Annotated in this window: 23 protein-coding genes; 6 read left to right on the top strand and 17 right to left on the bottom strand. The window is 55.6% G+C overall.

Features of this window, described 5'->3' with window-relative positions:
• Positions 1–148 precede the first annotated feature (148 nt).
• Positions 149–619, bottom strand: a complete 471-nt coding sequence (locus HMPREF0733_RS05255) for a DUF4870 domain-containing protein (protein WP_013398343.1) — start codon at positions 617–619, stop codon at positions 149–151.
• A 250-nt stretch (positions 620–869) separates the two neighbouring features.
• Between HMPREF0733_RS05255 and nadE the strand changes: the two genes are divergently transcribed.
• Positions 870–1,700, top strand: a complete 831-nt coding sequence (gene nadE / locus HMPREF0733_RS05250; protein ID WP_013398342.1) for an ammonia-dependent NAD(+) synthetase — start codon at positions 870–872, stop codon at positions 1,698–1,700.
• Positions 1,701–1,745: 45 nt separating this feature from the next.
• Here the strand turns inward: nadE and HMPREF0733_RS05245 are convergent, their stop codons facing one another.
• The 6 genes from HMPREF0733_RS05245 to HMPREF0733_RS05215 form a co-directional block, all read right to left on the bottom strand.
• Complete coding sequence (locus HMPREF0733_RS05245; protein WP_013398341.1) at positions 1,746–3,206, bottom strand: MATE family efflux transporter; 1,461 nt, start codon at positions 3,204–3,206, stop codon at positions 1,746–1,748.
• A gap of 487 nt (positions 3,207–3,693) precedes the next feature.
• Entirely contained in the window at positions 3,694–5,295 is a 1,602-nt protein-coding gene (locus HMPREF0733_RS05240) for an MATE family efflux transporter (RefSeq protein WP_013398339.1), read from the bottom strand.
• 653 nt (positions 5,296–5,948) lie between these two features.
• Positions 5,949–6,569, bottom strand: a complete 621-nt coding sequence (locus HMPREF0733_RS05230) for an FMN-dependent NADH-azoreductase (protein ID WP_013398336.1) — start codon at positions 6,567–6,569, stop codon at positions 5,949–5,951.
• A gap of 679 nt (positions 6,570–7,248) precedes the next feature.
• The gene (locus HMPREF0733_RS05225) at positions 7,249–7,683 is read right to left on the bottom strand and encodes a MarR family winged helix-turn-helix transcriptional regulator (protein ID WP_013398334.1); all 435 of its coding nucleotides are present in this window, start codon (positions 7,681–7,683) and stop codon (positions 7,249–7,251) included.
• Positions 7,680–8,096 carry an SRPBCC family protein gene (locus tag HMPREF0733_RS05220; RefSeq protein ID WP_013398333.1) on the bottom strand — a complete coding sequence of 139 codons (417 nt, stop codon included), beginning with the start codon at positions 8,094–8,096 and terminating at the stop codon, positions 7,680–7,682. The genes HMPREF0733_RS05225 and HMPREF0733_RS05220 overlap by 4 nt, the downstream gene beginning before the upstream one ends.
• A 137-nt stretch (positions 8,097–8,233) precedes the next feature.
• Positions 8,234–8,761 carry a MarR family winged helix-turn-helix transcriptional regulator gene (locus tag HMPREF0733_RS05215; RefSeq protein ID WP_013398332.1) on the bottom strand — a complete coding sequence of 176 codons (528 nt, stop codon included), beginning with the start codon at positions 8,759–8,761 and terminating at the stop codon, positions 8,234–8,236.
• A 103-nt stretch (positions 8,762–8,864) separates the two neighbouring features.
• Between HMPREF0733_RS05215 and HMPREF0733_RS05210 the strand changes: the two genes are divergently transcribed.
• Positions 8,865–9,746, top strand: coding sequence for an EamA family transporter (locus tag HMPREF0733_RS05210; RefSeq protein ID WP_013398331.1), 882 nt, complete (start codon positions 8,865–8,867; stop codon positions 9,744–9,746).
• 172 nt (positions 9,747–9,918) lie between these two features.
• Here HMPREF0733_RS05210 and HMPREF0733_RS05205 read toward each other — a convergent pair whose 3' ends face one another.
• The 3 genes from HMPREF0733_RS05205 to HMPREF0733_RS05195 all read right to left on the bottom strand — a co-directional run bounded on the left by HMPREF0733_RS05205 (position 9,919) and on the right by HMPREF0733_RS05195 (position 12,765).
• Positions 9,919–10,323 carry a hypothetical protein gene (locus HMPREF0733_RS05205; RefSeq protein WP_013398330.1) on the bottom strand — a complete coding sequence of 135 codons (405 nt, stop codon included), beginning with the start codon at positions 10,321–10,323 and terminating at the stop codon, positions 9,919–9,921.
• Positions 10,324–10,400: 77 nt separating this feature from the next.
• Positions 10,401–11,003, bottom strand: a complete 603-nt coding sequence (locus HMPREF0733_RS05200; protein WP_244864872.1) for a hypothetical protein — start codon at positions 11,001–11,003, stop codon at positions 10,401–10,403.
• 121 nt (positions 11,004–11,124) lie between these two features.
• On the bottom strand, positions 11,125–12,765 hold the full coding sequence (locus tag HMPREF0733_RS05195) for a Na+/H+ antiporter (RefSeq protein WP_013398328.1): 1,641 nt from the start codon (positions 12,763–12,765) through the stop codon (positions 11,125–11,127).
• A gap of 369 nt (positions 12,766–13,134) precedes the next feature.
• Here HMPREF0733_RS05195 and pdxS point away from each other — a divergent pair, with 369 nt between their 5' ends.
• Complete coding sequence (pdxS, locus tag HMPREF0733_RS05190; RefSeq protein WP_004006448.1) at positions 13,135–14,046, top strand: pyridoxal 5'-phosphate synthase lyase subunit PdxS; 912 nt, start codon at positions 13,135–13,137, stop codon at positions 14,044–14,046.
• A gap of 217 nt (positions 14,047–14,263) precedes the next feature.
• Positions 14,264–14,890, top strand: a complete 627-nt coding sequence (pdxT, locus tag HMPREF0733_RS05185) for a pyridoxal 5'-phosphate synthase glutaminase subunit PdxT (protein ID WP_041321668.1) — start codon at positions 14,264–14,266, stop codon at positions 14,888–14,890.
• A gap of 175 nt (positions 14,891–15,065) precedes the next feature.
• On the opposite strand, the gene HMPREF0733_RS05180 is transcribed toward pdxT, so the two are convergent.
• The 5 genes from HMPREF0733_RS05180 to HMPREF0733_RS05165 all read right to left on the bottom strand — a co-directional run bounded on the left by HMPREF0733_RS05180 (position 15,066) and on the right by HMPREF0733_RS05165 (position 20,678).
• Positions 15,066–16,241 carry an ATP-binding protein gene (locus HMPREF0733_RS05180; RefSeq protein WP_013398326.1) on the bottom strand — a complete coding sequence of 392 codons (1,176 nt, stop codon included), beginning with the start codon at positions 16,239–16,241 and terminating at the stop codon, positions 15,066–15,068.
• Positions 16,242–16,613: 372 nt separating this feature from the next.
• Positions 16,614–16,742, bottom strand: coding sequence for a hypothetical protein (locus HMPREF0733_RS10955; protein WP_013398325.1), 129 nt, complete (start codon positions 16,740–16,742; stop codon positions 16,614–16,616).
• 150 nt (positions 16,743–16,892) lie between these two features.
• Complete coding sequence (locus HMPREF0733_RS05175; protein WP_013398324.1) at positions 16,893–18,560, bottom strand: ATP-binding cassette domain-containing protein; 1,668 nt, start codon at positions 18,558–18,560, stop codon at positions 16,893–16,895.
• Between the two features lie 169 nt (positions 18,561–18,729).
• Positions 18,730–19,356, bottom strand: coding sequence for a response regulator transcription factor (locus tag HMPREF0733_RS05170; RefSeq protein WP_013398323.1), 627 nt, complete (start codon positions 19,354–19,356; stop codon positions 18,730–18,732).
• A 2-nt stretch (positions 19,357–19,358) separates the two neighbouring features.
• Positions 19,359–20,678, bottom strand: coding sequence for a sensor histidine kinase (locus tag HMPREF0733_RS05165; protein WP_041321667.1), 1,320 nt, complete (start codon positions 20,676–20,678; stop codon positions 19,359–19,361).
• Positions 20,679–20,931: 253 nt separating this feature from the next.
• Between HMPREF0733_RS05165 and HMPREF0733_RS05160 the strand changes: the two genes are divergently transcribed.
• Positions 20,932–21,957, top strand: a complete 1,026-nt coding sequence (locus HMPREF0733_RS05160; RefSeq protein WP_013398321.1) for an ABC transporter ATP-binding protein — start codon at positions 20,932–20,934, stop codon at positions 21,955–21,957.
• The gene (locus HMPREF0733_RS05155) at positions 21,950–22,708 is read left to right on the top strand and encodes an ABC transporter permease (RefSeq protein WP_013398320.1); all 759 of its coding nucleotides are present in this window, start codon (positions 21,950–21,952) and stop codon (positions 22,706–22,708) included. Before HMPREF0733_RS05160 ends, HMPREF0733_RS05155 begins: the two co-directional genes overlap by 8 nt.
• A 127-nt stretch (positions 22,709–22,835) precedes the next feature.
• On the opposite strand, the gene HMPREF0733_RS05150 is transcribed toward HMPREF0733_RS05155, so the two are convergent.
• Together HMPREF0733_RS05150 and HMPREF0733_RS05145 are read right to left on the bottom strand one after the other, a co-directional pair.
• Positions 22,836–24,149 (bottom strand): M18 family aminopeptidase, encoded by a 1,314-nt coding sequence (locus HMPREF0733_RS05150; RefSeq protein WP_013398319.1) that lies wholly within the window; start codon positions 24,147–24,149, stop codon positions 22,836–22,838.
• A gap of 9 nt (positions 24,150–24,158) precedes the next feature.
• Positions 24,159–26,612, bottom strand: coding sequence for a CPBP family glutamic-type intramembrane protease (locus tag HMPREF0733_RS05145; protein WP_244864871.1), 2,454 nt, complete (start codon positions 26,610–26,612; stop codon positions 24,159–24,161).
• Between the last annotated feature and the right edge of the window lie 17 nt (positions 26,613–26,629).

Here is a 26,629-nt window from a genome sequence, read left to right as displayed (position 1 = left end):
GCGGGTATCCCGCACGCCAGTTTCACTCGATAGGTTATCCCAAATGATGAAGCAATACCCCCACTGTAAAAAGCTCCTTCGATAAATTTGGAGCTTTTTACAACGGGGGTATTGTTATCGACCCTAAGAATCTGAGCTCTAGGTCTTACTAATCTTTCAAGATCTTCAAGGCGGGCAGCGGGTACTTATAATCCGTCTCTCCCGCATTGGCCTTCACCGCGCCAATAATGTGGCATACGACACCAGCGATCCCCCATATACCAACAACGATTGCCACAACCACCATGAGAATAAGGGCTACAACCGCGAGCCCACGGTTGTCCCCAGCTACAGCAACTGCTACCAAAATAATGGGAATAATCAGACCCACAATCGTTGCAATCGAAATAGTAATCGAGACGTTGAAGGCACGCGCTGCGGCACGTTTAACAACCTCGTATCCGGGCTTATCCTTATAGATCGACCACATAATAAGCGTGACGATCCAGGTGAGAAAAACGGATATATGTGCGAGCGTTGCCTTGCCCTGCGCATCTGGCGCCTGTCCCGAGACCGGCTGAGGCATACCCTGTGCGGGCTGCTGGCCATATTGATTAGGGTCAAAGTTCTGTTGGCTCATGATAGTGTACTTTCATTCGATGTCTATCGGTGCGATGTGTGAGGTTCACCGAATATTCGGTGAACCTATCCAAGGCTAACAAAAATGCAAATAGTTCCGCCTGTTTTATACATCGCGACACTTTGTAGTATTTCTGGATTAAAAACAACGGTAAATTAGGTCTTTAGAGCAAAATATTCGGTTAATCTCTTAGATTAGTTGCATTATCTTTCGTGCCCTCAGCAAGACAGCGCCCGCGTACACTAGAAATATGCGTGAACTTCAGGAAAAAATCGTGGCACAGATGGGTGTTCGTCCCAATATGACCGAAGAGCAAGCGCGTGAGGAAGTACAGCGGCGCGTACAATTCCTCTACGACTACGCGAAAGCGACCGGCACCCACGGATTCGTGCTCGGCATTAGCGGCGGCATCGATTCCACGCTGGCGGGCAGGCTCTGCCAACTCGCCAGCGAAAAACTCAACGCCGAAGGATACCGAGCGCAGTTCATGGCGGTACGCCTGCCCTATAAAACGCAGGTAGACGAAGAAGACGCACAAAAAGCCCTCGAATTCATCGCCCCCGACCGCACCGTCACCTTCAATATTGCGGATGCGGTCGATGGCTTCGACACCGCCTACACGGCTGCCGTGGGTACGCCTATCAGCGACTTCAACAAGGGAAATATTAAGGCGCGTGCCCGCATGATCGCCCAGTATGCGCTCGCTGGCGACCCTTCCCTGCTGGTCGTCGGCACCGACCACGCGGCGGAATCCGTGACCGGTTTCTTCACGAAGTTCGGCGACGGAGGGGCGGATATACTGCCGCTCTCCGGACTGAACAAACGGCAGAATCAGCTGCTTCTGAGGGTTCTGGGCGCATCCGAGCGGCTGTGGGCTAAGCCGCCGACAGCCGACCTGCTTGACGGTATCCCCGGGCGCACCGATGAGGACGAACTCGGCATCACCTACCCGCAGATCGACGACTACCTGGAGGGTAAAGAGATTGACCCCGTTGTTGCCGAGAAGCTAGAGAGCATCTACCTGCGTAGTCGACATAAACGCACGGTTCCGGTGGGTATCACCGATACGTGGTGGAAATAGCGTAATCCTTGGGTGAGGATCTCCGCTCGGCAGCTTACCCTGCGTTTACACTTTTTCACGCTGCCGGATGCGCGTGCGCCCGCTCGCCCAAAACAGCGCCACCCCGAGCGCGCACGATCCCATCTGCGTGACAGGGAACGCCCAGGTGAGGCCGGTAAATCCGAAAAGTGTATCGCCAGCGAATACCGTGACGAAAAAGAAAACACCCACGCTCGCGGTCAAAACTACCGCCGCCACGCCTTTACCGCAGGCCTGAAACCAGGCGACAAGCAGCATCACTAGCGCATAGAAAACGGTCGAGAAAAGCAGGGCGGTGAGTACCTGGTCCCCCGTCGTGATGATGCTGGGACCACCCGCAAGATAGAGCGCCCAATCACGGAACGCCCAAACCGGAATCGAGAATACCGCCGAGGTTCCGACCGAGAGCAGCACCGCAACCTTGAGTGCGGCGCGCAGACGATCCCGATTCCCCGCACCGTAGGTATATGCAAAAAGTGGAATGCTGCCCATGCAGATACCCGTACACAGGGTTTGTGGAACCATGATCAGACGGATCGAAACGCCGAATGAGGCGACCGCCGCATCGCCGTATTTAACCGCCAGGTTATTGAGCACCAGGGCCGAGACAACGAGAAAAAGACTTGATACCATTTGCGAGGACCCTACCGAGAGCACGGGTTTAAGCACGTCGGCAGAGAGTGTGAAATCCTTGAGAGACCACGAAAAATTCTTGCTCTTCGCGGTCAAAAACAGCATGTAATAGATAATGCAGGCGACGTTTGTTCCCATGAGAGCCCAACCGGAGCCCGCCGCGCCCATACGAAAAACGCCGATGAGCAGCACATCCAGCACGAGGTTGGCGAGTACTCCCCACAGCAGGCCGTACATGGATTGTTTGGCATAACCTTCGGCGCGCACCAGTTGTTCCAGGGTAAACATGCACATCCAGGGCGGGGCGCCGAGGAACAGCACGGTCACGAACCAGCGAGTCGGTTCATAGGTGGCACCACCAGCACCCATCAGCCGGGTGAGCGGATCGACGAAGAAAATCCCCGCTACCGCCAGCCCTACGCCGAAGATTAGAGAAGCATAAACAGCGAAAGAGGTAACGGCAGGAATGCGGGCGGTGTTGCCTTCACCCAGCAATCGTGCCGTGAGGGTGGATGCGCCCACCCCGAAAAGCCCCGCCAGCGCGGTAATGACGCCCACCACCGGGAACCCGAAGATAAGCGCGGCAAGATCTTCAACCGTGCCAAAGTGCCCCACAAAATAGGAATTCACCACATTGTAAATGGCGGTAATCGCCAGCCCGGTTGCCATGGGGATACCCAGGGCAAGCAGGGCGCGCATCACCGGGGCGTCTTTGAGGAAGTAGATATTTCGGGAGTCTTCACTCAGGTTGTTTTGATGAAGAACTTCGCGGGAAAGCTCGTCTGCACTCGCTGTCGATGCGGCCTCCCCGGCAACCTGTGTTTCGGGTACACCGAGATGCTCGGCCTGGGGCACGGTGTACCTCCTTATAGGGTAATGGTCGGTGAACGTAGGCGGCGTGCGAACGCATGGAGTATAGGCATATAATCCTGACAAGGGTATATACCCAGTCTGGAATAATCCTGCGGCATATGTATGTGCCATGCAATAACCTCACATGGCACCGATACCGAAAGTTTTTCCTTATATGCCGGTAAACGCATATAACCGGTTGGCTCTACCCTGAATGTGGGGCTGCCGCCTCGCTTATCATACACGGCTGTGCCCGTGTGGGGCATATGCAGGTCGTTCCATGACGGAATAACTTCTGATACTGCGCTGCACGGCAGAACCTTATATGCGGTTTTGAGCATATTATTTCAAGCTGCTTTGCCCGATATATACCAAAAGTGTTATACAGTGGTGAAACTCTGTTTCCAGGAGTCACCGCTATATAACGCTTCGGGCATACACTCAGGTCAGAGTATTTTCACGGGTGCGAATGAAGAAAGTGCAGACCACGCTACTCAGACTCAACCTTAATCTCGGTCACGCCGTGCTCGGGGGTGCCCGATGCGGGCGCATCCTTCACCTTGGTACCGCCGGTTGCGAAGAAGAGAATCACGCCCAGTACGCACGCCGAAATCTGGGTGAAAGGGAATGCCCAGGTGAGGCCGTCGAAGCCGAACCACATATTGCCGAAGATGACTGCGGGGAAGAAAAGCAGGGCAATGCCCAGGGTCATGAGCGTGGCGGGCAAGCCTTTACCGGCGGCCTGGAACCACGAGACGAATACTATGCTCACGGCATTAAACACGGCGGCAAGCATGAGTGCGACCAGTACTTTCTCGCCGGTGGCGACCAGCGAGGAGTCACCCACGAGCTCAAGAAGCTGACGACGGAATATTAAAACGGGGGTGGTGAAGATAATGGAGGTTGCCACCGATACCATTGCGGCGGTTTTCAGCGCCGAACGCACGCGGTCTCGATTGCGGGCACCGTAGGCGTAGGCGAAGAGCGGAATACCGCCCATGCAAATACCCATACACAGCATTTCGGGTACCATGTTCAGGCGCATCGCCAGCCCAAAAGCGGCCACGGAGTCGTCACCGTATCCTGCCGCAATATTGTTGAGCACCAGCGCAGAAACGGTTAGGTTTGCACTCTGAATCAGTTCGGCGGCACCCACGGCGAACACGGGTTTAATAATGTCACCGGCGATCACGAAATCGCTGGGTTTCCACGAAAAGTTGGGGCTCTTGCGGATAAGGAACTGTAGGTAGTACACCATGGATGCGGCGTTTGCGGCGAGCATCGCCCAACCGGCACCGGCGATACCCCAGCCGAGGACCGCAATCAGCAGAACATCGAAAATTGAGTTGATGACGACGCCCCAGATAATGCCGTACATGGACTGTTTGGCGTAACCTTCAGAACGCACCAGCTGTTCCAGGGTAAACAGGCCGACCGAAAACGGCGCACCCAAAAAGAGCAGGTGCACGAAGGTTTTGGTCGGTTCAAAGGATGACCCGGAAGCGCCCATCAGGCCGGTAATCGGGTCTGCGAACAGGAACCCAGCAATGGCGACCACCACGCCACAGGCAAGCGCAGAGTACAGGGCGAATGAGGTTACGTTGCGAATACGTGCCTTATTGCCTTCACCCAGCAGACGCGAAGCCAGGGTTGATGAGCCCAGACCGAACACACCCGCAATCGCCATGATAATACCGAAGACGGGTACGCCGTATCCGGTGGCGGCGAGCTCTTCGACGGTGCCGTAGTGCCCCACGAAGTAGGAGTTAATGACGTTGTAAATGCTGGTGATCGCCAGACCCGCTGCCATAGGGATACCCAGGGAAAGAAGCGCCTTGAAAACGGGAGCATCTTTGAGCAGGTAGATGTTTTTGGGATCGTCCATATTGGGCATCCCAGGGCCTGCATCAGGTGCGGGCACAGCCGGGATGGCACCAGTGGTGGAGGGCACGGTACCTATCACCGCCGGAACTGCACCGGTGACGGGCGGGTTCGCCTCGGACGGCGCTACTGTGCCAAGTTTTGCTGCTGCGTTAGGTTTGTCTGCCGCGCCGGTATTTTCGGGCAGGGCGTGTGTAGGTTTATGTATCATGAAGATGCGTTTCTCGGTCTGTGGAGTGCGCCCGTCTCTGGGGCGGCATGGCTCAAGGTAATATCGGTCAGCGCTACATGCCGGATGCGGGCAGGGGACTCTATTGTACCCGTTTCCTGTTGAGAAGTAAGCCCTTCCTCCCGCTGCTTTTCCTCCCGGTCCTCTCCCCTGTTTCCCCCTCTAACCTCCCACGCAAAAAGGCTCTTTATTTGAATAAAGACCCTTTTTGACCACAAGTATTTAAGAAAAATACTTTCTTCAAAAAATATACAGTAAAGTTGAAATAACCCTTTTCGCCGGGGTAGAGCACACGGAACATCCTATGAAATATACCCCCGTGATGACTCTTAGGGTGGAGAGGGGGTGAGTAGGAATGCTGTTCTACGAGATAGTAGAAACGGCTCAAGCGATCCTCATCAGTTACATTCTGATTGATGGATCGGCTCAAGCCGTTTCACATATTGTAGGCTTTATCTCAGCTTGGAGTAAGAGCCTGAGGTAACAACCTGCTCACAAGGAGGAGCTTAGTAATTCCAACTTACTGGGCTCCTCCGCCATGAGTGTATCCTATGAAATATGGTTCCAGCTTAGCACACCGCTTCAAGACCTTAGAACTTTGTGGTATTTCTCCCCATCCAGCAATTCTTGGATGCCTAGGCAAGGAACTCGGGCAGTTTTTGTTCAAGCTCGGCGCAGGCACGCTCAACAGCGACGTCTGGGCCAATATTTGGATCCATGGTGCCTTCGGCACGCACAATATCGGTCGAATCGAACCCGAGCATCCCAAATGCGGTCCGCAGGAAGGGGTACGATTGCTCCCACGGTGCCAGCGGACCGGTGCTGTACACGGAGCCGCTTGACTGCACGAGCAGCGCCTTATGCCCGCCCATGAGACCCTGCGGACCATTCTCGCTAAACTGGAAAGTCTGCCCTCCCATAATAATGTTATCCAGGTAGTCTTTCAGGCGTGAAGTCACCGTGAAATTGTGCATGGGCATAGCGATAATCAGCCGATCAGCCGCTTTAAACTGTTCAATGAGTTCAGCACGGCGCGCAAGAATCTGCTGTTCCCGCTTACTCAGGGACGATTTTTCATCATATACCGACCCGTAAAGCGGCAGGGTTTCGGCAGTAAGTTCGGGAATATCCTCATTGTAGAGGTTCAGCACGGTTGCATCCGGCAGTTTCTTGGTCAGGCAATCAACGAGGCGGTTGGTGCAATACGCAGTTTTATTCTGGGGATCCGGGTGGGCGTTAATAATAAGGGTCTGCATGGGGTCTCCTGGTGATTGAATAAGATATTGCAGAATTTACAAAAATCCGGGATGGATATTTCTATCGTAGATTGGGTGTAACGCTGGTATCAACGCTGAGTACAGGCAAAGTTATGGAATAACGCTTTATGACGCAATATTTCTTCTAGGAATATCCCTAGTGCGCGTGAAAAGAATTTAAAAATAGAAGAATCACATTTTTAAGCATTCTCCAGAATCACACGAAATTTCCTCGTAAAGCATGCGGTAAAGTTATGAGTGCCTTCTTCCCGGAATGAGTCACCGGTACAGTTTGCAAATTTACATTCAGTGATGACTTTCGGGGCGGATGAGCTGGAGCACCGTAGATTCCGAGCGCGCGAGGCACCAAATCTGCGTGCGGAAGGCGCGCAAGCGCAGTAGGAATGCTGTTCTACGAGATAGTAGAAACGGCTCAAGCGATCCTCATCAACTACATTCTGATTGATGGATCGGCTCAAGCCGTTTCACATATTGTAGGCTTTATCTCAGCTTGGCTTAAGAGCCTGAGGTAATACCCTACTCACAGAGAGGGGCTGGCAGTTAGCGCTACCGGCTCCTCTTGCCTATAACAGGCATCCAGTTTGCAAATATGGTTCCAGCCTAGCACACTGCCAAAAGACCATGAAGGCACTCTCCTCCCGGAGAGAAATGCCCCCATTTACCTCTCAAGCGCCGCCCGCAGGTCCGCCAGAGTTGTCGAGCGCATTGTACCGAAGAATTGTGCATCTACCTGCTCGACAGCGGGAATCGCCCGAATCGCAATATCCTGCCCCGCGTCCGTGAGAAGAACATTCTTTGACCGCCCATCCGTGGGGTTTGAAACACGCTGCACAAGCTCGCTTTTCTCTAGGCGCCGCAGTACGTCAGAGACCATTTGTGCATCCATACCAGCTGCTTTAGCAATATCGATCTGTTGTACAGATTCGGTCTTTTGAGTTAGCCAGTAGGCGCAGGCGAGAATCACGAACTGAGTCTGCGTAACACCCAGCGGTTCCAGGGCATCTGCCACCGCTCGCTGCCATCGCTGGGTTAGTTTCCACAGCACAAACCCCGGGCTGTCGGCACCAGGATTGGCAAACTTGCTAACACTCATGATGCACGCGCCGCCTTAATAAGCTCGTTCATCTGGGCGGGAAAATCAGAGCTTATACCAGGCCCTATGTGTGCACCTATGGTATCTACCTCTTCCCCTGTGATTTCTAGGGTGTGAGTAATGCGTGTGCCTTCCTTGACGGGCTCAAACTCGTGACGGAAGGTCAGGATTAGACCGTTAAACGGGGTCTCGTCGGCGTAGCGCTTTTCAGGCACGAACTCGGTGACCGTTGAGATGACCTGTTCCTGACCGGCAGGAGTCATTGCGATGCGTGTACCCACTGCGAGTTCCCGTTCAGGTTCAAAATGGTCGCCGCCGGGCAGGGTAAGTTCTCCGCTGTGCACCGCAATAAAGGTGCGCCACAAAGCAGGTATGCTGACATCAGTAATCTGAGAATGCTGGGTGCTCCACATCGTGTATTCCCTTCTACGAGAGTGTTATGTTCCATTGCGTATATTAGTAAATATATTGATTATCAATGCATTTACTAATATATCAAAAAGCACCTCCCAGAGAAACCATAAAGCACGTAGCCTAACGCACCACTACCCTAATCCTTCTTCGCATCCTCCAGCACCCGCATCAGTTCGGCGAGGCCCGCATCCAACTGACGGCGCGTCTCAGCGGGCAGCTTTTCCAGAATACGCCGCTCATTTTCCACGTGTTCGAAGACAACTTTTTCCACCAATTCACGCCCAGCGCCCGTCAGCTTCACGAGCATACTGCGGGCATCGTCCGGGTTGGGGATGCGCTCAATAAGCCCGCGCTTCTGCACCTTCTGCAGGCGGGTTGTCATAGTGCCCGAAGTAACCATAAGCGAGGCAAAAAGCTCGGTCGGGGTCAGAATATAGGGCGCACCCGCGCGGCGTAACGTCGCCAAAACGTCAAAGGCGCCATTACTAAGATCATAGGCAGCAAAAACCTCGTCAAGGCGCGGCGCGAGCAGAATGGAGCATCGCCTAAGACGACCAATCAGGGCCATATTTTCAGAAGCCAACTCGGGGAGTTCACGTTTCCACTGATCAATAATGACGTCCACGGCATCTGGGTGGATACTGCGGGAACGGGCGCTCGACATATTCCTCCTAAAATCGACTCACTACTATTTTATCTTGCTTTCAAGACAAAAAGTGATTAGGATTTATCTTGAACTCAAGGCATCTATCCGACTGCGAAGAACTATGAAAAACCGTCTGCCTTTGCTGATCATTACGGCGTTCGTCCCCATGGTTTGGGGATCAACCTACCTCATCACCTCCGAGTTTCTGCCGCCCAACCGTCCCTTCACTGCCGCACTGATCCGTGTGCTGCCAGCAGGGTTGCTGCTATTGCTCATCACCCGAGAGTTCCCGCGCAAGAACGAGTTGGGCCGAATTATTCTTCTCGGCATCCTCAATATCGGTCTATTCCAGGCGATGCTGTTCGTCTCTGCATACCGCCTGCCCGGCGGACTGGCGGCGATTCTCAGCTCAACACAAACTATTTTCGTCCTCGTCCTCACCCGAACGGTCGACAAGAAAGCGACTCCCGCATCGGCGTGGCTTGCCGCACTTATAGGCATTATCGGCATTATTCTGTTGGTCGCATCCCCCAGCACCACCTTCGATGTGATCGGCATTCTTGCGGCACTCACCGGGGCTGTCGCCATGGCGTGCGGTATTTTCTTCACCGCCTCAGGAACATCGTCTCTCTCGACTCTCGCCATGACGGGATGGCAGCTGCTCGTGGGCGGAATATTCCTGCTGCCGATTGCCCTGCTGACCGAGGAACCGCTACCGCAGCTCACCGCTGCAAATATCGGCGGATACGCCTTCCTCTGCCTAGTGGGCACAGCGCTCGCCTACTGCGTGTATTTTCATGGGCTCTCGAAGCTGCCGCCCGCCGTGGTCGCATCCTTAGGCCCGCTCAGCCCAGTCACCGCATTTATCCTTGGCTGGATTTTCTTGGGGCAAAGCATGACGCCGCTGTCGATGCTTGGCTTCGTGCTGGTACTGGCCTCAATAGTGGGGGTACAGCGCGCCATGATGGGCGCTCGAAAAACGGCTCTTTCTCACACAAAATAGTTTTCCCGCCGCCCCACACACGACATAAAAAGGCTCTTGATGCGCATAAAGCACCAAGAGCCTAAGGTAATTGTTCTACCCGTAGAGAGGGGTCGGCAGTTGGAACTGCCGATTCCTCTTGCCTTTACTCATAAAGATAGAACCAGCTTAGCATACCGCCCCAGCGCGCCGATTAGCTGTCAGTCGGCTTAGGGGGCTCAGCGTCATTCTTGGCTGTTTCCTCTTTGGTTTCAGCCGCCTGCGAGTTCTCCTGTTCCCGGGCTTTTTCACGCTCCGCCGCCTCACGCTTGGCCTTCGCCTGTTCGTAAAGCTTTGCCGAGGATTTGTTGATACCCGTACCCTGCCCTAGGGACGGATCGTTCGGGCGTTCCGCTAAGATCAGGGTTGCACACACTACGAGGGTGACCACAAAAACCGCGCCCGCCACACCTAAGGCCAACACAAGGTTGGGGTGGTTGCGGGTGCCGCCGGTTGCAAAAATAAATACGGCGAAGAAAGCCGCTACAGCCAGAGCAGCGGCAACCAGCAGGGGACCTTTCACCTGCGCTTTAAATCCGCGGGGGCGTTCTTCAGCCACTCGTTCCTCCTCTTGTGTGTGTCTAACCAGTGTACGCGCCGTTGCAATACACCTCTAAAACCTGGGTGCTATATGAACTAAGGTTTTGTTCGGTCAGCGCCCGCTTTCTCGCTCGGTCCCAGAGAACCTACCAGCAGAAAAACGCCGATAATTAGCGCCCCGCCGCCGGGAACTCCCAGGGTCGCTTTCGCCCCGATCTCCCCTACAAACGGCAGAATTAAAGCAACCGCAAGAAGCACGCCCCCTTCCAGAACCCAGTCACGCCACACAGCCACCGCGCTACGGTAGCGCATACCCAAAAGCAGCTTAATCAGCCCCGGCAGACCCGAACCGGCGCATACCGCCAGAATAATAAGAGCAAGGGTATCCGGCATTATCACGAGTAAAGCCCCAGATGCCGCCTGCACGAGCGCCGCCGAGCTGAGCGATGCGCTTGTCGCGGGTCCGTAGTGCATCCCGCGGGCCGTGAGCGCGTGTGAGGTGCCGAGCGCGAGCATCCAGAGGCCCAAAAGTATTTTGGTGAAGACATTATCAGGGGTCTGCACAAAAACGGTGATAATCCCAAAGATAAGGTATATCAGCGCGTGCAGCATTAACGATGCGCGCCCTTGCGCGGTACCAGCAGCGCGCGGAACTTTCCCGCTCGGGGGCGGGGTCGATGCCGAGGGTTTCGTGCTCACGTGTACCAGAATACCGTGCAGCCCCCTAAAATTCCGCATAAAACCCCGGGAGCGTCCTTAATATTCCATATACGGAATATAGAATACACCCGGGGTTTAGCACTTCTGGAGCCGTTCGGGGCTACTCCAACTCAACCGGACCGAGCACGCGTATCTCCTCAATATCCAGGATCTCCTGAATCGCGTGGAGCACGTTCATATCGATGGTGCGCTCATTACGCAAGCGTTTAAGCACGCTGCGTTGCTTCTCTAAATGCCGCAGCCGCAGCTCTTTCTCAAGGTCGCCCGCCTCAATAATGCGGCGGGCTTCTTCCGGCGCGTTCGCACCGTGCTTACGAATGGTGTGCAGGTTGCGGTACATACTCGCGTTGTACATCTGTTCTTCAGCAACGCGGTCGATAATCTCCTGCGACGCACCAATCTCCTGACCGACCTCAGCCACAGAGTCGAAGGACTCGGCAATTATCGTGCGTATTGCCTCGTTGATTTCATCCTCTTCGGAGGTGTCAACCGGGAAGTTAGCCCACCTAATAACGAGCGGCAGAAGCATACCCTGAACCACCATCGACAGCAGAACCACACCGGCAACAATGAAGATAATGAAGTCGCGTCCCACAACATCGTTCGGCACAGAGAGCGCTACTGCGAGAGAAACGCCGCCACGGAGTCCGGCGAAGGTTGAAACCACACGGCCGCGGAAGGTTGTGCGCAGCAGCCTCTGCTTTTCTGAGCGGTCAAGGGCACGAATAATACCGATCGTGACGTGCAGGAAAATAAAACGCGCCGCAATGGAAACGAGCCATGCCACCACAATCACGACGAGCGCAGAAACCCACGCATAGTTGTACTCGTGGATAACGCCTTCCATATGCTCGGTGGCGCTAGGCAGCTGAACACCCACGAGCACGAAGAGCGCGCCGTTCATGATATAAGAGACAAAAGACCAGATGGGCAGACCATAGAAACGGTTTTGGGGTTTGATGGTATCCGGTCCACGATAGGTCAGGTAGAACGCTGCGACCACCACGGCTACCACTCCGGAACCTTTCATGCCTTCAAAAGGCTCGATCTCTTCAGACAGGAAGAAAGCAATAAACGGTATGGTAAACATGAACACACTGAAGTTCATGGGGCTGCCCATATACGCACGCAGCTTATTTGCACCCCACCCAACGGCCAGGCCAGCGAGAGTTCCAATCAGGAACGAGAAGAAGAACATTCCGGATGCGTTCCCCAGGGTCAGCTCATGACCGCCCGCAAGCTGCAGTGCGAGCGCGAAAAGAACTAGAGTGGTGCCGTCGTTAATGAGCGCTTCCGCTTTAAGGGTGGTAATGGAGGATTTGGGGAGTTTGCCGTTGAGCGTTGCCACAGCCACGGCATCGGTGGGAGCGAGAGCCACACCGATAATTAACGCCACATGCCACATGTAGATGCCCATAAATGTGTGAAGCACCCAGGCGATAACGAACGCCGTGAAAATTACGAGCACCGTGCCCGAGAGCAGAATGCCGCGCAGACGGGCGCGCACCTCACGCCAAGAGGTATTTCGGGTCTCCCAGAACAGCATCACGGGCAGGAAGATTTCGAGAATCACGTGCGGGGGCAGCCCGGCCTCGCGCACCTCGTGCATGGCGTGAACGGGGATGAGCGCCAGCACAAGCCCCATGAAAATGAGCATAATGGCGGGGGTTATTCGTATTTTATGGGCGAGGATATTACCCAGAAGAATTGCCAGCGACAGGGCAATAATGACTTCAAGCACGGTGACGTTCCTTGATGTGTGTTGGAGGTTGAAGAGGAATAAACAGCGCCAGAATAACACCTGTGAAGGCGCGCATATTCCAACATATCACGGGGTAAAAATACGGGGCTTTAATACTGAGCTGTACTCTCTTCGCGGTACTGTGGTTCTAAACGCAAAAGACGCGCGAATGTAAGATACCCCGTGCAGGGGTGCACACCGAGCGGTCTAGTTATCTGTTCTATAGGAGTCGGCTTACGAGGCTTTATAGCGCCGCAAACCTCACGAAATATGACGATTCGTGTCATGCAGGCACAAAGATGCACGCCCTGCGGCAGAAAATCCGTCACGGGGCGAGCGTACATGCACCAAACGTGAGAAAATGGGGGCATGACTGAACAGACTAATTCCCCAGTAACCGGCTCCCCGCTCGTGAAGCGCGGGCTTGCCGACATGCTCAAGGGCGGCGTCATTATGGACGTCGTCACCCCCGAACAAGCCAAGATCGCCGAAGATGCTGGCGCCGTCGCCGTCATGGCGCTTGAGCGCGTACCCGCCGATATTCGTGCTCAGGGCGGTGTGGCCCGTATGTCCGACCCCGATATGATTGAGGGCATCATTAACGCCGTCTCGATTCCCGTGATGGCGAAGGCGCGCATCGGGCATTTTGTTGAGGCGCAGATTCTTGAAAGCCTCAAGGTGGATTACATTGATGAGTCAGAGGTGCTCTCCCCCGCCGATTACGTGAACCACATTGACAAGCACCAGTTCACGGTACCGTTCGTATGCGGCGCCACCAACCTGGGCGAGGCGCTGCGCCGTATCGCCGAGGGTGCCGCTATGATCCGCTCGAAGGGTGAGGCTGGCACCGGTGACGTCTCGGAGGCGACCAAGCATATCCGCACCATTAAGCGCCAGATCGCCGAGCTGCAGGGCCTGTACAACACCATGCCCGACGAGCTGTACGTGAAGGCGAAAGAACTTGCCGCCCCCTACGACCTGGTGCTCGAAGTTGCGAAGACCGGTAAGCTGCCCGTGGTCATGTTTACCGCCGGTGGCGTGGCAACCCCCGCCGACGCAGCCATGATGATGCAACTGGGCGCGGACGGCGTATTCGTCGGTTCCGGTATCTTCAAATCCGGCAACCCCGAGGCACGCGCTAAGGCCATCGTGAAGGCAACCGCGTTCTACAACGACCCCGAAAAACTGGCGGATGCATCGCGCGGTTTGGGCGAGGCCATGGTCGGCATCAACGTTGCCGATCTACCCGCGCCGCATCGTCTGGCGGAGCGCGGCTGGTAAGTACAGGCCGCCACGTGGCGGATGCGCACTCGCCGATCGATATATTCGGTTCAGGTGAGGGCGCCCGGTCAAGGCGTGCAGGGGGGTGAAGCTCGGTGCGGGCTTCGCCCCCGACTCTGTTCAGATGCGTTATCCGCTCGGGTGAGTTTGACTCTTTCAAACCCGAAGCTCAACGTTCTACACTGTGCGCAACCTCGTGTTGCAGAAAGATAGGCTCATGAGCGAGACTGAGATTCTTCCCCCGGCTGCCCTGCCCGGTGCGGGCAAAACCGTGGGTGTTTTGGCGCTGCAGGGCGGTGTTGCCGAACACGCGCGCATGCTCGAATCCCTGGGGGCGCAGGTGGTGCTCGTCAAAAGTGCCGAGCAGCTGGCGAACCTGGATGCGCTGGTTCTGCCCGGCGGCGAATCTTCCACAATTGACAGGCTGACCCGGATTTTTGGGCTGCGCCAGCCGTTGATTGAGGCGATTTCGGGGGGCTTGCCGATCCTGGGAACCTGCGCCGGGCTGATTATGCTCTCGACCGTGATTGACGATCCGGCTCCGGGGCAGCAGTCGCTCGGTGTGTTGGATGTTTCGGTTGGGCGTAACGCCTTCGGCTCGCAGGTCGATTCGGCGCAGGTTCATCTGCCGTGGCTTACACCCTCGGGCGAGGAAGTCGTGATCGATACGGCGTTTATTCGCGCGCCGATTGTGACCCGCGCCGGTGAAGGCGTGCAGGTGGTGGCGCATCATGAGGGCAAGATTGTGGGTGTGCGCGCCGGGAACATTATCGGCATTTCTTTCCACCCGGAGGTCACGGGCGATACCACCGTGCACGAGGAACTGCTCTCGCTAATTCGGTAGGTATTTTTCTGCCTCTCCCCTGGTATAAAAAAGAGCCTTTATGTGAATAAAGAGTATTTTTCACCGCTTTATTCACATAAAGGCTCTTTTTATGGGGGCAAAAGTTATCAGAACCTATCGGGGGTTATCGGGATTTTTAAGATAAGTCCCGATAGATTGAGATAACTTTGTGCAGCTACTGTGCCGACCGCTTAATGAAACGATCCATCCCCGGAACCGTAAAAGCGATCCGACCATATGCAGGGCTGTACAGTACACCTTTCTCAATTAAGGATGCGCGGCGGGCACTCAAAGACGTTGTAATAGATTTCATCCGGCTGGATACCTCTGAGACCGGCACAGAATCTCCTTCTTCCTCAGACATAAGATCGGCAACCGCCACCAAGTAGTGTTTCTCAGATTCTGTTGCCCTGTTCCACCGCGTCATATAGAACCCACGGTTTAGTTCTTCCCAGCCCAAAGTAACGCCCACACGAACATCATCCTGAGTGATATTGCCCGCGCTGGCACAGTCCCAGGCATCCCGCCCAAACTGCTGAATGAAATAAGGGTATCCGTGAGATTGATCCACAAGTTCTGCAAGCGCATCCTGCGTGATACTACCGCCATTTTTAGCAATAGGATCAGCATAAGCCAGCCTGGTCTGATCATCATTGAGACGCTCTAAAGGATGGTAGCTAAAGAGCCTTTCGGCGTAAGTCTTAATCTCGCCCAGTTTCGTGGGAACTGAAGGCAGTCCAGCTCCAAAAATATAGAATGGAAGCTCTTTTTGCCCGGCTTCATGTTGGGTTGTCAGCAGAATATCGAGCATCTCGTTATCAAGATCTTGAATCTCATCAATGAAAATACCCACACCAGTACTAGGCGTTTGGTCTTTGAGCTCCCGAGCCATAGACAGTAGTGTTTCTGGAAGATCAAAGTCTAGAAGACCCGTTGTATCGGAGGGGTGCGTATCAGCTTTAAGCACGACGGAGGCTCCGGCAAAACCAAGCGTCGCTGATAGAGAAGCAATATTCGATAAGAGTTTCTTCCAGTGACTTTGCTGTTGGTAGCCTCGAACAGCTAGGGCAAGTTCTTTACCCAGGCGGGTGCGAACTTGAGTATATGCATTCTTCCCCATTCCGCTTTCTAGAGAGATCGTTACCCATCCGGCACGTTTTGCGTCTTCCTGCAGACGGCGCAAAAGCACGGTTTTACCCATCCCACGCAGCCCGTAAAGCATCATGCCGCGGCTAATAGCCCCTATCTCAGTACGACGCAGGATGTTAGTAAACGTATTAAGCGGTTCTTGCCTACCCGCAAATTCGGGCGGAGTATGCCCGGCGCCCGGGCGGAATGGGTTAAGAGTCATGATCTGCGGAAGCCTCCTTAGATTTTTAGTCTACAGGAAGTTATCGGAACCTATCGGGGGTTATCGGGATTTTTAAGATAAGTCCCGATAGGTTGAGATAAGTGCGAAAACTAGTTATCCCCGGTTATCCCCTTTAAGGGATTTCTAGGGATAAGTTGGAATAACGTACCGCGCAGCCGTATTTTCCGAGGCGGTTGCAGAAGCTGTTGCGCTTTCCAGGCAAAGGCTGTATCTAAGGTTCTCTTGCGGAAGAACAGCCCTCGGCAGCCAGTAGGCGGTGTGCTAGACTAAAAGCATATTTCATGATGCAAAGCTCATGAACGGAAGGGCTCAATAGTTGCCGCTACCAAGCCCTTCCAGTGAGCAGGGTCGTTACCTCAGATTCTTAATCCAGGTTGAGATAACGCCTACGATGTAAGAAACGGTTTGAGCTGATCCATCAATCAGAATGTAGTTGATGAGGATCGCTTGAGCCGTTTCTACTATCTCGTAGAACAGCATTCCTACTCACCCCCTCTCCACCCTAAGAGTCATCACGGGGGTAAATTTCATAATGCGTGCCGTGTGCTCTTACCCCGGTGAAAAGGGTTGATTCAACTTTACCGCATGTTTTACAGGTAAAACTCTCTCATTCCTAGACTTCGCGCCGCGTTAGAGTTCAATTACGGTATCGTCCTGCCGGGCAGGCGCATCCTCATCGTGGGTACTCACCAGCACGATTGCGGTATGAGCCGCTCGCTCAATCAGTTCCCAGACACGGGCACGGGTAGGCGCATCCAATCCGGCGGTCGGCTCATCGAGAACCATGACGGTCGCGGGGCTCAGGGCTTTCTGCTCATTCAAGGTTTCGGCCGCCGCCAAAGTACGCGCCAAGGCGATACGCCTGCCCTCTCCCCCGGACACGCTGCCGCTCTCACCCGCGACGGTGTCATGACATCGAGCACCACTAGAGGTAAATTCGCTTAGCCCCACCGCCTGCAGGTACCGGTCGCATATATGCACCGGAATGTCGCGCCCAAACGCCACATTCTCATGCGCGGTACCAACCAGCAGCCCAGCTTCCTGCGGCAGGTAGACGAACCGAAGAGTGCCTTGCGGTGCGCTCATCGACACATAAGCGGGGGTAGTTGTCGCACGCACCCCAAGAAGCCGTTCTAAAAGCAAACTTTTTCCCGCGCCGGATGCGCCACGCACCCAACATGGGCGTCCCAGCTTCACCGTATGCACACCATAGGATGTTTCACTCAGGTTGCGTGCATCCACGCGGAGGGAAAGCTCACCTGTGGTTACGGTGGTTACGACATAGTCGATGAGATACGCCGAATTCTCAGCGGCAGGAGTGGCTATTTTATGGTGCGCCTGCCGGTAACGCTCCGCCGAGACCGCGATGGTCGATACCCCAAAGCCGACGGCTTGGAGCGGGCCAATTGCCGCCGCGCACACTCCGATGAGTGCCACCGCAGTACCCGTAATCTGTGCCGGAGAACCTTCACCGAATAATACGGTTTTGAGCACTATTGCGAGCAGACATAGAGCCAGCATCGCGCCCTGCCAGGTGTGTAACAACATGGTGTAACGGTAACTTTTGAGAGCTTTTGCTTCTACAGGCAGGCGGCCTTGGGCGTATCGGTCACGCAGAAAGGGAGCTGCCCCAAAGATTCTGCTTTCACGCCACAGGCGGAGCGTGTTTTCCAGGGTGCCGAAACTGCGCATTGAGCCGTCAAAGAATTCGCCTTGAAACTTCTGATGACGCGCGATCAGCGGCATACTTCCAACCAGATAGAGCGCCACAAACCCGCAAAATATGCCTAGTTCCGGCACGCCACCCATCACCAGAATCGAGACAGCACCGGCGATACAACCAACCCCGGCGGGCAGAATTGAGAGGTACAAGGTGGCGAGGGTTTCGCGAATGGATGCGGCCTGCGCATCGACGGCATACGCAATTTCGGAGGCGCCTAGCGCGGCGCGGGCGCGCGGGTCGGCGCCGATGCTGGTGACGAGCGCATCCGCCATATGGCGCGATTGCATTTTCTGCTCGATGAACCCGTAGGCAGGGTAGAAAAGATACCGAAAGCTCTGCCCGATTAGCCACAGAATACTGTAAAGAATCACGAGGACGGCAAGGTTTTGACGCCAAACATCGGGGTTTTCAAGGGTGCGCTGAACACCATAACCCAGCAGAATGGGGCAGGCGATCAGAGCGAGCGCAGAGATCATGACGGCGGCTAGTACGCTAAGGTTTTTCGGAGGTGAGACTCGCCAGGCTAAAGTCGTGACGCGAGCGCAAAATACAAAATATGGTTTGAGGTATTTCACCGAGTTCTCTTTCTCTCCCGCTGCTCGATGCGGCGGGAGAATGTGTTGTCGGTATGTGTGCACCTAGGCACGGTATAACGGTATATATCGTACACTTTCCTGCATATTCGGAGGGTTAAAACGTACGATATGCAGGAAAATGTACGACTTATGGGCGATAGAGGCTAGGCTAAAGCCACCCGTTGTCGCGGGCGATGCGCACCGCCTCATGCCGGTTAATGGCGTCTATCTTCGCCATGGCCGCCGAGAGGTGGTTGCGTACCGTTCCCGAAGACAGTCCGAGCATCCCCGCAATTTCTTTGACGCTCCCAGCGGTCTCGGCGGCGCGAAGCACCTCGGTCTCACGCCCGGTCAGCGGCGAAGAACCCTGCCATTTTGCTTCCTCAGCCAGCACCGAATCGACCACACGCAGCCCCGCCGCGGTACGGCGAACCGCCTGCGCTAGCTGCGATGCCGTGCCATCTTTCACCACAAACCCGCTCGCCCCTGCCTCAAGGGCGCGGCGTAAATACCCAGGACGGCGAAAAGTTGTCAGAATAAGCGAACGAACCGGCGTGCCCGTCTGCGATGTCAGGCCCGAACGGGCAAGTTCGGCGGCCGCCTCAATCCCGGTGGCGCCGGGCATTTCAATATCAAGAAGCGCCACATCCGGGCGGGTTTCACGCACGGCAGGCAGCACCTCATCACCGCGGCCCACCTGCTTGACCACCTCAAGATCAATTTCAAGATCGAGAATCATGGCAAGCGCTTCACGAATCATCTGCTGATCGTCGGCAAGAAGTATTCTCAGCGGCACGGCTACCCCATAATCTCGTCGGTCTTCTCGTCCATGCTGATGCGGATGCGGCACCCATCCCCCACACCTGACACAGGAGCCTGCTGCAGCCAGTGTTCGGGTGCGTTCCCGAGCGTGAGGATGCCGCCTGCGTCTTCGATGCGGGTGCACAAACCGGTGAGCCCACTCTTACACGGGGCATCACCAATTCCTATGCCGTTGTCGATAACCTCCAACCCGGTGGAGTTCAGCCGCACGGTGGCGTAGGTGGCGTGAGAGTGCCTCACAATATTGGTAACGGTCTCGCGCAGCGCCCAACTGAACAGGGAAGAGTTCATGCCCGCAATGTTCGCAGCGGTTGTCGCATCGGGCAGGTTCGCCTGTATTCCGGCGGTTTCCAGGGCGCGTGAAGATGCCAGAATCTCACCTTCAAGGTCGGGAACGCGCAAACGGGTGACGGTAGAATGCACCTCCGCAAGGGCTTGGCGGGAGAGCTGGGCGACCTGCCGCATCTGCTCCTGCGCGGCGGGGGCGTTGGTTTCCACGAGTTTTGCGGCCAGCTCGGCCTTGAGGTTCACGATCGTGAGGGAATGCCCCAGAACATCGTGCACATCGCGGGCGATGCGTTCACGTTCGCTGAGGATACCGAGTTCTTTTTCAATCGCCTTGTGTTCCCGGCTCTTGTGCATGCTGCGCCCCACGAAGTAAGCGACAACGTAGAACGTGGTACAAATATCGAAGAGAAAGAACCCGTTAAGGGCTTTATCCCCCGCTAGAGCGGGGAACGGGATGGTTGGCGAATCGTCGAGATACCCCTGCCCCACCACACCAACAAAGTAGTTAGCGGTGAAGACTACCGCAATACCAACAGCTGTTTTTACCCCCAGTTTGAAGGGTACGTGCACATTCATCAGCCACAGCGCCACCCACATGGGGGACATGCTATAGAAAATCCCCGCACTGCCCTGCGGGTATAGAAAGGTGGCGATGAAGCCAATAGGCGCCGTCACTAGCACGCACCACAGCGCAGTACGTAGTATCGTGTTTTTCACGGGTATAAGCGAAGGCATCGTATGCGCCACGAAGAACAGCGCTGCACATGTCTGATACAACAGTGTGCACAGGTCCATGTTGTTTTTGACGAGTTCAGCTTCAGCTGATCCGCTAAGACCAATAATAATAAAACCGCTGGAGGAAATGTTGAGACAGCTCCCCCAGACGAGGCTCCGCACAATACCCGATTTATCGAAGAATGGGGCATCTGCGCTACCTGGCTGAAGGCGGCGGTTCTCCGGCGTATCCGCATCACGCTGAGAGACATGCGGTGTGCGCGTCGTTGTCATGCTCGCTCCGTCGGTACTCGCTGCCGAATAATGTATCCCTATCATAAATGGGGCTCTTTGAGCATACACCGGCGAGCGGACGGCGCCTATGTTAAATGTCATGGATTGCCGAACCGGTTTCAAGGTCGATTTTTTGGCGCGAGGATGCCCTAGCCTGCACCCCTGACGAATGTCACGGGTACGCCGAAAAAACGGGGATACGCTTTGCATATTCGGTGTTCACGACAAGAGCATAAGGCAGGTTGAAGCACCTATGGCAGGTATCTCTGGTTCCGCCTTACCCGGGGGTGTATCCACCGCGAAAGCGCAGGGCGGTCTTATCGTCACGGGGTTATGCAAGTCATTCGGCAAAACCCGTGCGAATGACGATATTAGTGTGCGGCTTATACCCGGGGAGGTAACGGCGCTGATCGGTCACAACGGTGCTGGGAAAACGACGTTTCTTAACCAAATTGTGGGGCTAACAAAGCCGGATGCGGGCAGCATCATGTACGACGGCACCGACCTCATTGCCCACCCGGAGCAAGCCCGGCAGGTATGTGCGATCATGCCGCAGGTCGCATCGTCCCTGGAGGGAGTAACCCCACGCCAGGCGATCGCTACGGCCGTTCGCATTCGCGGGTTGAAGTCGAAGCAGGCACAACGGGCGGTTCAGAAAACTCTCGATACTCTCGATTTAGGGGATTGGGCGGACAGGCCGGGGCATAAGCTCTCGGGTGGGATTAAGCGCCTGACCTCATTCGGTATGGCGGTCACCGCGCCCGCCCCCATCTATCTCTTCGACGAGCCCACAAACGATGTCGATCCGGTGCGCCGTGAACTGCTGTGGACGATGCTGCGAAGGCGAGCCGAGCAGGGTGCCACGGTGCTGATCGTGACCCACAACCTCCTAGAAGTAGAGCGCCATGCCGATAGGTACCTGCTGTTTAATAAGGGGCGGCTAGTTCGTGATGAACCGACAAGCGCGCTGGGTATGGCAGAAGCAAAAAGTACACTCTCAATCACGGCAACCCCGGAATTCCTTCAAGAACTTCGCAGCGTGCTAGATGTAGAAACATCATCTCCACTAGTAAATATGCCAAATACGGAATATATCGAAAAGCGCATAGAAGGCGACTCCTCCATCCCTCGGGAGTTTACCGTCACCCTGAGTACCGATGCGCTTGAGCTAGCCTTACCCCATGTGCTTTCAGGAATTCGTGCGGGATGCGTCGAAAGCTACCGCATAGGCTCGGCATCTTTGGCCGATAACTACGAGGAGATGATTAACCATGACTAGCGCCCTCGTGTCCTCACGAATTTCGACGGTACGCGCCACGGTCGAGCTAATCCGCTGGTCGCTAATTCGTAACGCCATCAACGCGCCGCTTTTTGCGGTGGTGCAGGTCCTTTTAGCCTTTGCACTTCTTTACGGCATCTCGGTCTTCATGCCGCATCTTGACCGGAATTCTGCAGAATATCTGGCGTCCGGCGCGGTGACGGTGAACTTCATTTCTATGGGGTGTGTAATAGCTCCACAGTTTATCGCTACCGCTAAGACGAACGGCATGTTCGACTATCAGCGGTCCCTTCCGGTGCCGCGCCTGGCGATTCTGGCGGCGGATGTACTCGTTTGGGCGGTTCTCGCTCTTCCCGGCATTATTGCGGGCGGTGTAGCCGCGAAGCTCAAATTTGATTTTGATGTGAACCTGAATATCGGCGCTATTGCCGTTGTATTCGCGCTTCAAGTTGTTATGGCGGTGTTAGGGTTTATGCTTGCGTACTGGGTTCCAGCGTCACTTCTGACTATCGTGACGCAGTCTATTACCTTCATGGTTTTGCTGTTTGCGCCGATTAACTACCCGCCCGAGCGGCTGCCCGACTGGTACGTGCACGTTCAGCAATTCCTGCCGTTCGTGCCTGCGGCAAACCTTGTGCGAGCCGCCCTCTTCGACATCGGCCAGATACAAATCCTGGACGTAATAGTCGTCGGTTTTTGGGGTCTTCTAGGATGCGCATCCGCACTATGGGCCCTTGCCCGCAGGGACTAGACCTTTCAGGGTCTCACCTGTATAAAAAGAGCCTTGATCGTGAATAAAGCATTGGAAATATCCTCTGTAATCACGATCAAGGCTCTTTTTATTATCACCCCACGGAAGGGGTGAAAGGATGCAGCGTCTACAACCGGTAGAAGCCTTCCACCGCGCGGGTCAGGTATGCCATATCGTGAACGTGGCACATTTCGCGCATCGAGTGCATCGACAGTAGTCCGATCCCCACATCGATGGTGCGCATCCCCAGCCGGGTGGCGGTGATAGGCCCGATCGTGGAACCGCAGGGCATATTGTTATTCGACACGAACTCTTGATAGGGAACGCCCGCCGCTTTGCACGCCGCCGCGAAAATACCGGCACCTACCGCATCGGTTGCATACCGCTGATTCGCGTTGATCTTCAGCAGCGGGCCAGCACCGGGAAGCGGGCGCACCGTCGGATCGTGATGCCCCTGGTAGTTCGGGTTCACCAAATGCCCGGCATCCGCCGAAAGGCACACCGAATCGGCGAGCGAGCGGCGGTACTCATCCTGGCTCTCCCCGCGAGCCTGCGAGAGCCGCACCAGCACATCCTCTAAGAACGGACCGGCGGCACCGCTACGGGTTTCAGAACCAATCTCTTCGTGATCGAATCCCGCAAGCATCACGGTATGCGCCGAGTCTTCGTCAGCATTCTCGGCCACATAGCGCTCCAAGGCGCACAATCCGGCATGAACCGACGAGAGATTATCCAACCTGCCCGAGGCGAAAAACTCTCCGTCTCGCCCGAAACGGCGGGGTTCCTGCGCATCCGCAAAGAGCACATCGTAACCAACGATCTGTTCCGGATCAACCGAACCGCCCTCGTCGATGGTCTGCTGCGCCAAATAGGCGAGCACATCGTTCTCGGTATCATCCACACCCCAAATGGGGTACATATTGAACTGTTTATCGAGGGTCAGCTCATTACGTTTATGGTCCAGATGAGGGGCAAGCTGCGGCACACGCGCCAACGGCCCAGTCACCACATAGCGATCCTGAAGGGTGCCGTCTTCCCGAAGTACCGTCAGGCGCCCGGCGGCGCGCAGCTCACGATCCAAAAAGGAATTAAGCAGTGCGCCACCGTAATTTTCGACGCCCATCTGATGCCATCCTGCCGCTGTCACCGACGAACTCGGCTTGAGCTTAAGCGACGGCGAATCCGTATGCGCACCCAGCACCCGGTAACCGCTCGCTTTCTGCGCCCGCCGACCGCCAGCCCAAGCGATGATCGCGCCGTCACGCATCACGAAATGCCTGCCGACGGCAGCCTCATTCTGCCACGGCTCGGTTTCGTTCAGCTCGGTAAACCCCGCCGCCTGCAGGCGCCGCGCCACGGTTCGCGCCGCCAGATATGAGACGGGCGAATCGCAGACGAACTGGGCGAGATCTTCGATATTTTTGACGGCATCAACGGTCATACTATGCGCCTACTTCTTGGGTTTGGGAATGACGGGGAACGCTGAGGTCCACGGTGAAGCGTCGGTTGATCCCTGCTTATGCGATTGTGCGGCTTCCGGCGAGATTTTCGGAATCGGAGCGGTAGCCCAGGGAACCTCTGAGGTGTTCTGGGATGCCTCCTGTTGAGCCCGCGAGGTTTGCGAGGCTGCAGCCGAACCGTCCGCAGCCGCATTCTTAGCGGATGTGCCCTGCCCGCTTTCCTTCTGCCGGGCGGCTTCTTTCTGCTGAGTAGTTTCTTTCTGCTGAGCTAGGGCCTGAGCCTTGGCACGCTCATAGGCTGACAAGGCATTTTGCACGGGAATGCTCATCGTGGATGTATCTGGCGCGTAGTTCTTCGAGGAAGGGCTCTTCGTATCGTCTGCCTGCGCGGCGGATGCGCTAGTGGTTCCCTTCTGCGGCGCGGCTGCAGTCGACGCAGACCCCTGTGCCCCGGAGGCACGCACCGAAGAACCGGCCTGATTCGAGCCCTGCTGAGCCTTCTGCGCGGAGGCGCGCGCAGCTTTCTGCGCCGCATCCAGGTCTATGCCTGACGGAGCCTTTTCCGATGCTGCGGGGGCAACCACGGCAGGCTTGAGCTCATCGGCGATAGTCCTCGCCTGTGCAGACTGCGCGGGCTTATCGGCGATCTGCGCTTCTTTCCCGGTCGCGCGGGCTGCGGTATTCGCGCTCGTCGGACGCTCAGCCTGTGCTGATTCGTTAGTGTGTACCGGCTTTTGGGGCTGAGACGATTCATGAGTCTGTGCCGATTGAGTAGTTTGCGCCGGTTTCTGGGACTGGGCTGACTCATGAATCGGCGCAGATTCCTTGGCTGGCGCAGGCTTATTAGCCGACGCCGAACCGTGAGCCGGTGCCGAACGTTCGGGCTGTACGGGGGCAGAAGCCTTGACCGACGTATCATTCTGCTCGCTCTTACGAGCGCCTTCCACAGGCTTCGCGGCGGGTGCCTGAGCAGCCGGTTTCTCCGTGATATTCCGCTCGGGTGCACGATGCTCTTCAGCCGTTTGCGGGCTGGCGGGGGCAGCCGAAGACGCCGATTTTACCGAAGCATTATCCTGTGCGGGCTTGGCGTTCCCCGCCACAGAGGCAGCAGGTTGTACAGGTTGTGATTGTACCGGCGCCTGCGAGCCTTGCTGCACAGAAGTATCAGCAGCAGGTGAAGCAGCAGCATTTTTCACGGACATACCGGGCTGTGCAGCCGCATGCGCAGCACCCGAAGCCGATGCTGCGGTGGCAGGCGCATCCGAGGAAGAAGCGGGCGCTTCCACGCCCATTGACGCACCCTCAGCCGAGGAGGCGGCAGCCGCATCCTGCCCCTGGTTCAGAGCGGCTTTCCTCTTTTGTCGGTAGGTGTACATGCACACGAGCCCGGCGAAGGCAAGCTGCAGAATAAGGGCCTGCACAAAGTCAAGCGGCTGTTCCTCACGAACCGCACCAAAGGGATCCTCCAAACCCAGCAGCCCAAAGATAAAAATCGAAACATTATTCGCAATATGCAGACCGATACCGGCTTCAAGGCCGCCGGTGTACCAGCACAAGAACCCGGCGATCAGAGCCATCGTCAGCACAGAAAGCAGACCCCACAGTCCGTAACCATGCAGCACCATAAAGATAGGCGCTGGAATAATAATTGCCCATGCGGGGTTCTTCAGCCACCGACCCACGGTCTGCATGAGATAACCGCGGAAGAGCAGTTCCTCGGCGTAGCACTGGAACGGAACTATCAACAGAATAAGCACAATGTACAGCCAGAACATGCCGGAATTCAGCGGATGCACGCTGTTATGCGTGGTCAAAGAACCATCCAGAGTCGCGAACCCTACATAGTAAAGACCGAAAATGAGGAAACCAAAGCCTAGGAAAACACCTAAATAGGACCACCGCATGCGGCCCGCAATGGAGTGAATCAGCCCTAAGGGTTTGAAGTTGGTAATCAGGCGCGCAATGAAAATCGCCGGAATCACCGGAATGATGGTAATAAGGAGCGCAATAAAAACAAGCGGGGTCTTAAAAACGTTCGCGTAAATACGCTGCAGATCGGTCAGGTAATCGTAAGGGACGCGCAGCATCACGGCGAATGCCAGCAGCGCAAAACTCACAATCAGCAGGAGCACAAAATAGATGCCGGCAATCAGCAAGCCCTCAAGAACCGGGGTGAACCAACGCGCACGCGGGTTCACATGCGATAACCGGTGATAGGGCAGCTCGCTGGCGCGTTCCAGAAGTTCCTTACGGGTAAGGCGGTTACTCCTGTAATACTCAGCGGAGGCGAAGGTAGACTCAGCGCCGTACCCGTAACTTTCTGCCTGATGCGGACTCAGCATCGTGGGCATATTTTGGGTATTGGTGACTGCGCCAGGTGGTTGGTTTGTTGGAATGAACTCAGAACCGTGATGTCCGGGTTCCTGCTGGTGATTAGTGCTCATAGTATCCATAATAGAGG

Origin of the sequence: Rothia dentocariosa ATCC 17931 (genome assembly GCF_000164695.2) — a bacterium.
GTDB lineage: Bacteria > Actinomycetota > Actinomycetes > Actinomycetales > Micrococcaceae > Rothia > Rothia dentocariosa.
Note: the sequence above shows the minus strand (reverse complement) of the source record. Positions and strands in the feature narration are given on the sequence as shown.

What these genes read in the sequence shown, in the direction of transcription:
- HMPREF0733_RS05240 (WP_013398339.1), bottom strand. Translation starts at nt 5,295, where the DNA reads ATGATACATAAACCTACACACGCCCTGCCCGAAAATACCGGCGCGGCA.
- HMPREF0733_RS05210 (WP_013398331.1), top strand. Translation starts at nt 8,865, where the DNA reads ATGAAAAACCGTCTGCCTTTGCTGATCATTACGGCGTTCGTCCCCATG.
- HMPREF0733_RS05225 (WP_013398334.1), bottom strand. Translation starts at nt 7,683, where the DNA reads ATGAGTGTTAGCAAGTTTGCCAATCCTGGTGCCGACAGCCCGGGGTTT.
- nadE (WP_013398342.1), top strand. Translation starts at nt 870, where the DNA reads ATGCGTGAACTTCAGGAAAAAATCGTGGCACAGATGGGTGTTCGTCCC.
- HMPREF0733_RS05180 (WP_013398326.1), bottom strand. Translation starts at nt 16,241, where the DNA reads ATGACTCTTAACCCATTCCGCCCGGGCGCCGGGCATACTCCGCCCGAA.
- HMPREF0733_RS05215 (WP_013398332.1), bottom strand. Translation starts at nt 8,761, where the DNA reads ATGTCGAGCGCCCGTTCCCGCAGTATCCACCCAGATGCCGTGGACGTC.
- pdxS (WP_004006448.1), top strand. Translation starts at nt 13,135, where the DNA reads ATGACTGAACAGACTAATTCCCCAGTAACCGGCTCCCCGCTCGTGAAG.
- pdxT (WP_041321668.1), top strand. Translation starts at nt 14,264, where the DNA reads ATGAGCGAGACTGAGATTCTTCCCCCGGCTGCCCTGCCCGGTGCGGGC.
- HMPREF0733_RS05150 (WP_013398319.1), bottom strand. Translation starts at nt 24,149, where the DNA reads ATGACCGTTGATGCCGTCAAAAATATCGAAGATCTCGCCCAGTTCGTC.
- HMPREF0733_RS05155 (WP_013398320.1), top strand. Translation starts at nt 21,950, where the DNA reads ATGACTAGCGCCCTCGTGTCCTCACGAATTTCGACGGTACGCGCCACG.
- HMPREF0733_RS05145 (WP_244864871.1), bottom strand. Translation starts at nt 26,612, where the DNA reads ATGAGCACTAATCACCAGCAGGAACCCGGACATCACGGTTCTGAGTTC.
- HMPREF0733_RS05165 (WP_041321667.1), bottom strand. Translation starts at nt 20,678, where the DNA reads ATGACAACGACGCGCACACCGCATGTCTCTCAGCGTGATGCGGATACG.
- HMPREF0733_RS05255 (WP_013398343.1), bottom strand. Translation starts at nt 619, where the DNA reads ATGAGCCAACAGAACTTTGACCCTAATCAATATGGCCAGCAGCCCGCA.
- HMPREF0733_RS10955 (WP_013398325.1), bottom strand. Translation starts at nt 16,742, where the DNA reads ATGCTGTTCTACGAGATAGTAGAAACGGCTCAAGCGATCCTCATCAAC.
- HMPREF0733_RS05220 (WP_013398333.1), bottom strand. Translation starts at nt 8,096, where the DNA reads ATGTGGAGCACCCAGCATTCTCAGATTACTGATGTCAGCATACCTGCT.
- HMPREF0733_RS05230 (WP_013398336.1), bottom strand. Translation starts at nt 6,569, where the DNA reads ATGCAGACCCTTATTATTAACGCCCACCCGGATCCCCAGAATAAAACT.
- HMPREF0733_RS05160 (WP_013398321.1), top strand. Translation starts at nt 20,932, where the DNA reads ATGGCAGGTATCTCTGGTTCCGCCTTACCCGGGGGTGTATCCACCGCG.